General features: G+C 36.6%; 4 protein-coding genes. 3 read left to right on the top strand and 1 reads right to left on the bottom strand.

Annotated elements, in window-relative coordinates:
• Nucleotides 1-1991: bifunctional tRNA (5-methylaminomethyl-2-thiouridine)(34)-methyltransferase MnmD/FAD-dependent 5-carboxymethylaminomethyl-2-thiouridine(34) oxidoreductase MnmC (gene mnmC, locus H5072_RS11425; RefSeq protein WP_220488595.1), on the top strand; the 1991-nt coding region annotated here is incomplete at its 5' end.
• A gap of 57 nt (nucleotides 1992-2048) precedes the next feature.
• Here mnmC and H5072_RS11420 read toward each other — a convergent pair.
• Nucleotides 2049-3530: an OmpA family protein gene (locus tag H5072_RS11420; protein WP_182693587.1), complete on the bottom strand. Its 1482-nt coding sequence runs from the start codon at nucleotides 3528-3530 to the stop codon at nucleotides 2049-2051.
• Nucleotides 3531-3848: 318 nt separating this feature from the next.
• Between H5072_RS11420 and H5072_RS11415 the strand changes: the two genes are divergently transcribed.
• Together H5072_RS11415 and H5072_RS11410 are read left to right on the top strand one after the other, a co-directional pair.
• Nucleotides 3849-4172 (top strand): hypothetical protein, encoded by a 324-nt coding sequence (locus H5072_RS11415; protein ID WP_182693586.1) that lies wholly within the window; start codon nucleotides 3849-3851, stop codon nucleotides 4170-4172.
• A gap of 182 nt (nucleotides 4173-4354) precedes the next feature.
• Nucleotides 4355-4990 (top strand): NAD(P)-binding oxidoreductase, encoded by a 636-nt coding sequence (locus H5072_RS11410; RefSeq protein WP_182693585.1) that lies wholly within the window; start codon nucleotides 4355-4357, stop codon nucleotides 4988-4990.
• Nucleotides 4991-5100 lie beyond the last annotated feature (110 nt).

Here is a 5100-nt window from a genome sequence, read left to right as displayed (position 1 = left end):
TACACTTTAATAATTTAGGTACACCTTTCGCTAATGACTTCGGTGATATTTATTTTTCTAATGACGATGGCTTAGCTGAATCGCATTATGTGTATTATGAGCAAAATAATATAGATGCACGATTACAAAATCATGACCAGCCACATTTTGTTATTGCTGAAACCGGCTTTGGTACAGGTTTAAACTTTTTAAATACATGGCAACGCTTTACTGACCACCTTGCACGTCAACAAGTTCAAAATCAATTAGATAATGGTGTTAAACGCTTACACTTTATTTCATTTGAAAAATATCCACTGCACATAGACGATTTAAACAAAGCACTACAGGCATGGCCATCATTAAGCGCCTTTAGTAACAAATTATCTAAACAATACCCAATTAATTTAGAAGGATGCCACAGACTCGAATTTGACAATGGACTTGTTGTTCTCGATTTATACTTTGGTGATGCACTTGAATCAATACAAGCAATGAGCTATCCGCAAACAGGAATTGTTGACGCTTGGTATTTAGATGGTTTTGCGCCAAGTAAAAACCCCGAAATGTGGCAGCAAAGTTTATTTAATTCTATGGCCAATATATCAAGGGCAAGTGCAACCTTATCAACATTTACTTCAGCAGGTTTTGTTCGTCGTGGATTAATTGATGCAGGCTTTAATACTAAAAAAGCCAAAGGCTTTGGCCAAAAAAGAGATATGCTTGTTGGCCAACTAGAGTGCGTAAATGATGCTCAATCAGCTCCTGCATATTTTCATCAAGATAGCAGCGCTTTAAAAAATGTAGCGGTCATTGGCGGCGGTATAGCCAGTAGCTGCATTTTATATAGTTTGGCTAAACGAGGCATAGCAAGCCAATTGTTTTGCCAAGATGAAAAACCAGCTATGGGGGCATCGCACAATGTGCAAGGTGCTATTTACCCTCACCTACAAGCAAAAAATTCACCGCACAGTGAATTGTTCGCACATAGCTTTTTATACGCTAAGCGCCTATATAACAACTTACTTAGCAGTGGTTTTAATTTTGATTACGATTGGTGCGGCGTATTACAACACGCAGTAAAAAAGCCTCTGGCCGATAAACATGAAAACTTAGCACAAAAACAACTGTGGCCAACCCAGCTAATGCACAACGTAACCGCAGAGCAAGGCGACGAAATAGCCGGCGTAGAAACAGGTTATTCGGGCGTGTTTTTTGAACAAGGCGGCTGGGTTAACCCTCCGCAATTAGTAAACGCCATGTTAAGCACTGCAAATAGCATAAACCCATTTAAAAGCGTATTTAACTGCAATATAAAACAGCTTAAAAAAACTGACAGCGGTTGGTTTTTATTAACGAATGATGAGCAGTTAGGTCCTTTTAGTGATGTAATTATTTGTGCGGGCGAGCACAGCGATGCATTTGAGCAAACAAAAGCGCTACCAATAGTAGGCGTACGCGGGCAAGTTTCACATATTGAGGCAAGTGAGCAATCACGCAAACTTAAAACAGTGCTGTGCCATAAAGGGTATTTTACCCCAGCCTATTTAGATCATCACTGTATGGGTGCCACGTTTGAAAAAAATACCAAAAGCCGTCAAGTTACAGCGCTCGACAATCAGTTAAACCAAGAGCAACTTCTTAGCTTTTATCAGCAAAGTGAATTTGCCTCAACCCTTGGCAACATTACCTCGGCAAAAGCAGCTGTACGATGCACATTTATAGATCACCTACCAATGGCAGGGCAATGGTGCGAACAAAGTGATTATACAATGGCCTTTGCTAACTTACGCTTAGGTAAACGCTATCAGTACGAGCAACTTAATAAGCCACAACAAGGCCTACATATTTTTACCGGCTTTGGCGCCCGCGCTTTATGTAGCGCACCGCTAAGTGCAGAACATCTCGTAAGCTGTTTAAATAACGAGCCTCGCCCATTAAGCGAACGTGTAAGCCAAGCTATTCACCCTGCTCGGTTTATAGTACGAGATTTAATTCGTAATAAAATTTAAATGAGGTATACACATTAAAATAATAGATCTAATGTGCATATAAATTAAAAACGTAAATTATTTTGAACTAGACAACCTTTCAACTAATTCAACACGGCGGTTTAGTTCACGACCTAAATCATTTTTATTAGTTGCAACGGGTGAATAAGGACCCGCTCCTTGAGCTAATAACCTTTCTTTAGCTACCCCATAATCAGCAATTAATGCGTTAACAACCGCATCAGCACGGCGCTTTGAAAGGTTTACATTATAATTAGGCGAACCTTTATCATCGGTATGACCAACAACATATAAACTCAATTTTTTATTTTTTTCCATAACTTGAGCAATAACATCTAACGCCTCTTTAGATTCAGCTTTAATAGTGGCTTTATCATAATCAAATAAAATACCGTAAATAGACGCCTTTCCTTTTTGCTCTAACTGCTCAAGAACTTTATCACTATTCGTTTCTATTAAGCCTGTCACTAAGGGCTCTGTACGAGCAACAACAAGCTGAATACGAGAATCGCCATTATAGTTACCTATAAAAAAGGCAACGTAGGTAGTTTGCTCATTTAGAGTGTTTTTCATAACTTGATATCTAGGTTGGTGAAAGTAGTTATAAACAGGTTTGATTGCCAGCTTATCGCCTAATGCTTGAATCTCTTTTCTTTTTGTACCGCATTCATTTTTTTGACAAGAAAATACGGTTTCAAAACCTTCTTTAGTCAAAGCACTCACATAGTTATGATAAATTTTTAACGTCGATACTTTATTCGCAATATAAGTAATTCGCGTTAAATCTCCTGTAACATCAAGCATAGGTGAAGTACTCGTTTTTTTATCAGACTTGCCAATTGGGATACTAAACTCCTCATAATCAATATTTTGATAATCCTCGATATAGCTACCAGGGTAACGACTTAATAAAGGATGATCTGCAGAACCTTTATAATCTCCATGTGTAGATTTTTTTATTTTATTATTAACTTTTTTCTTGAATGCTTCAAAATCAGCTTTTATTAGTCCAGTTTCAATTTCTTTAATATTGATCGTAGTCAAAAGCGCTTGTGTCGTATTTTTATATTGTCCAACAAATAACGAAATGGCAGCTTCAGGAACCTCTCCTTTTGCTGCGTAAATATAATGTGGTTGTCCGTAATAACTAGACACGTTGAAATAGCTCGACTCTTCAGCCAGCAATTTATCCTCTCGCTTTTCATAACAATCGTTTAAAGAACATATATACAAAACTTTAAATCCAGCATCATTTAAAGCGTCTTTGTAGTTTTCTATTACCTTTAAAGAAGCAACATTCTTTATTTGATAAGAAAAATGACTTACATCACCAATAAATGTCTTATATTCAAATTTTTGAGATTTTTTTAGCGCAGGATTAAAGGCTGATACAAACTGTGCTTCTTCACCCGCTAAAGTGACTTTTTCTTCTAATTTCGCATCGGGGTAAGCCGTTAGTAATAGCTTTGCTTGCAGGTTAAACGCGCAGCACAGGTAGGCAGTACAAATTAAAAGTACTTTGATAATACTATTTTTCATGGAAATTCCTTTTAAAGTATTAGTTTACATTAGCACTATGCCTAATGAGCAAACTTAATTCAACGATCCTTATTTGTGTAACTTTTTCACACTTCAACGTATAACTGAAGTGCAGCCATATTAAGAGTTGTATAATGCGTCGGTTAATAAGCTGTTTAAATAACGAGCCTCGCCCATTAAGCGAACGTGTAAGCCAAGCTATTCACTCTGCTCGGTTTATAGTACGAGATTTAATTCGTAATAAAATTTAAATGACAAAGGTGCTTATTGAGGTAAAATGAGTACCAATAAATGGAATTTATTATTTAAAGGACTTTAATGAAAATTTTAGCATTTTTAATAATACTGCTATGCACTCTATCGTTTAATGTACTTAGCCAAAACGTCACTGAAATCCCACTTCCTAAAGAGTTTGTTACAACAATGGATGTAGCCGGCGAATACCCAATGGTTCGCACTGGTTATTTAACAGATTCAATTTCTGATATCGCTCGCTTTTATCAGCAAAAATTAGGAGAGCCGTTAAAAACAAGCGGCAATAATACATATCGCACTTTGTTTTATAATTACCAAGAACATAAAGTTCGTATTAGTCTATATCGCCGTAGTTATGTGACCGAAGTGAGTATAATGGTTGAATAAAAAGTTCTAAAAAACACGCCAAAAGCAGCTAATTTTAATACTCAGTTAAGTATTGAATTTTAATTAAAGTATTTTTTGAAATTAGCTCATTTAAACTCTTTTTTACCCTTTAAAAATTATCCCCTACCCCAAGGTCTGTTTATAAGCACATTACTTTTACTATTTATTGGAAGGAGTTAATTATGAGTAAGACCCTAATTATTGGCGCAAGCGGACAAATAGGTAAAATGGCAACTGAGCTACTTTTAAAAAATGAGCAAAATGTTGTGGCATTAGTGCGTGACAAAAATAAGCTAAGTGATTTAAACAGCTCTTTTTTAACTATTGTTGAGCAAGATCTTGAAGGCGATTTTGGCAAAGCAATAAAAGGCTGTGACCAAGTGATTTTTGCTGCAGGTTCTGGCGGAAATACGGGCGATGATAAAACTGTACTTATTGATTTATGGGCTGCAACTAAAGCAGCTACCTTTGCAAAAGAGCATGGCGTTAGACACTTTATTATGGTCAGTTCGATTGGTGCTGACGATCCAGATTCGATTCAAGGTGATTTAAAACCTTACTTAGTTGCCAAGCACATGGCTGATGAGCACCTAATAAATAGTGGTTTAAATTACACCATTGTTCGCCCTGGTACACTGACTGATGATAGCGCTTCAATGCAAGTAACGACGCAGCAACCAAGTGATCGTTCTGAGGCTAAAATTAGCCGCGAAAACGTAGCCAATGCATTATTACATATTGCGACTAACTCATTTATTAGTAACCGCATTTTTGAGTTATTTGATGGCGACAAACCAATTAAAGCCGCTGTTAAATAAGCTTTAATACCAATTTAATTAAACGTATGAACAATTATTGCAGGTTGGTATAGTTCATGGATAAGGCAAAAAATTACAGTGTAGTCGCTCTATATCAGTAACTTTTTGGC

The organism is Pseudoalteromonas sp. SR45-5, assembly GCF_014163565.1.
GTDB classification, from domain to species: Bacteria; Pseudomonadota; Gammaproteobacteria; order Enterobacterales; family Alteromonadaceae; genus Pseudoalteromonas; species Pseudoalteromonas distincta.
Note: the sequence above shows the minus strand (reverse complement) of the source record. Positions and strands in the feature narration are given on the sequence as shown.

What these genes read in the sequence shown, in the direction of transcription:
- H5072_RS11420 (WP_182693587.1), bottom strand. Translation starts at nt 3,530, where the DNA reads ATGAAAAATAGTATTATCAAAGTACTTTTAATTTGTACTGCCTACCTG.
- H5072_RS11415 (WP_182693586.1), top strand. Translation starts at nt 3,849, where the DNA reads ATGAAAATTTTAGCATTTTTAATAATACTGCTATGCACTCTATCGTTT.
- H5072_RS11410 (WP_182693585.1), top strand. Translation starts at nt 4,355, where the DNA reads ATGAGTAAGACCCTAATTATTGGCGCAAGCGGACAAATAGGTAAAATG.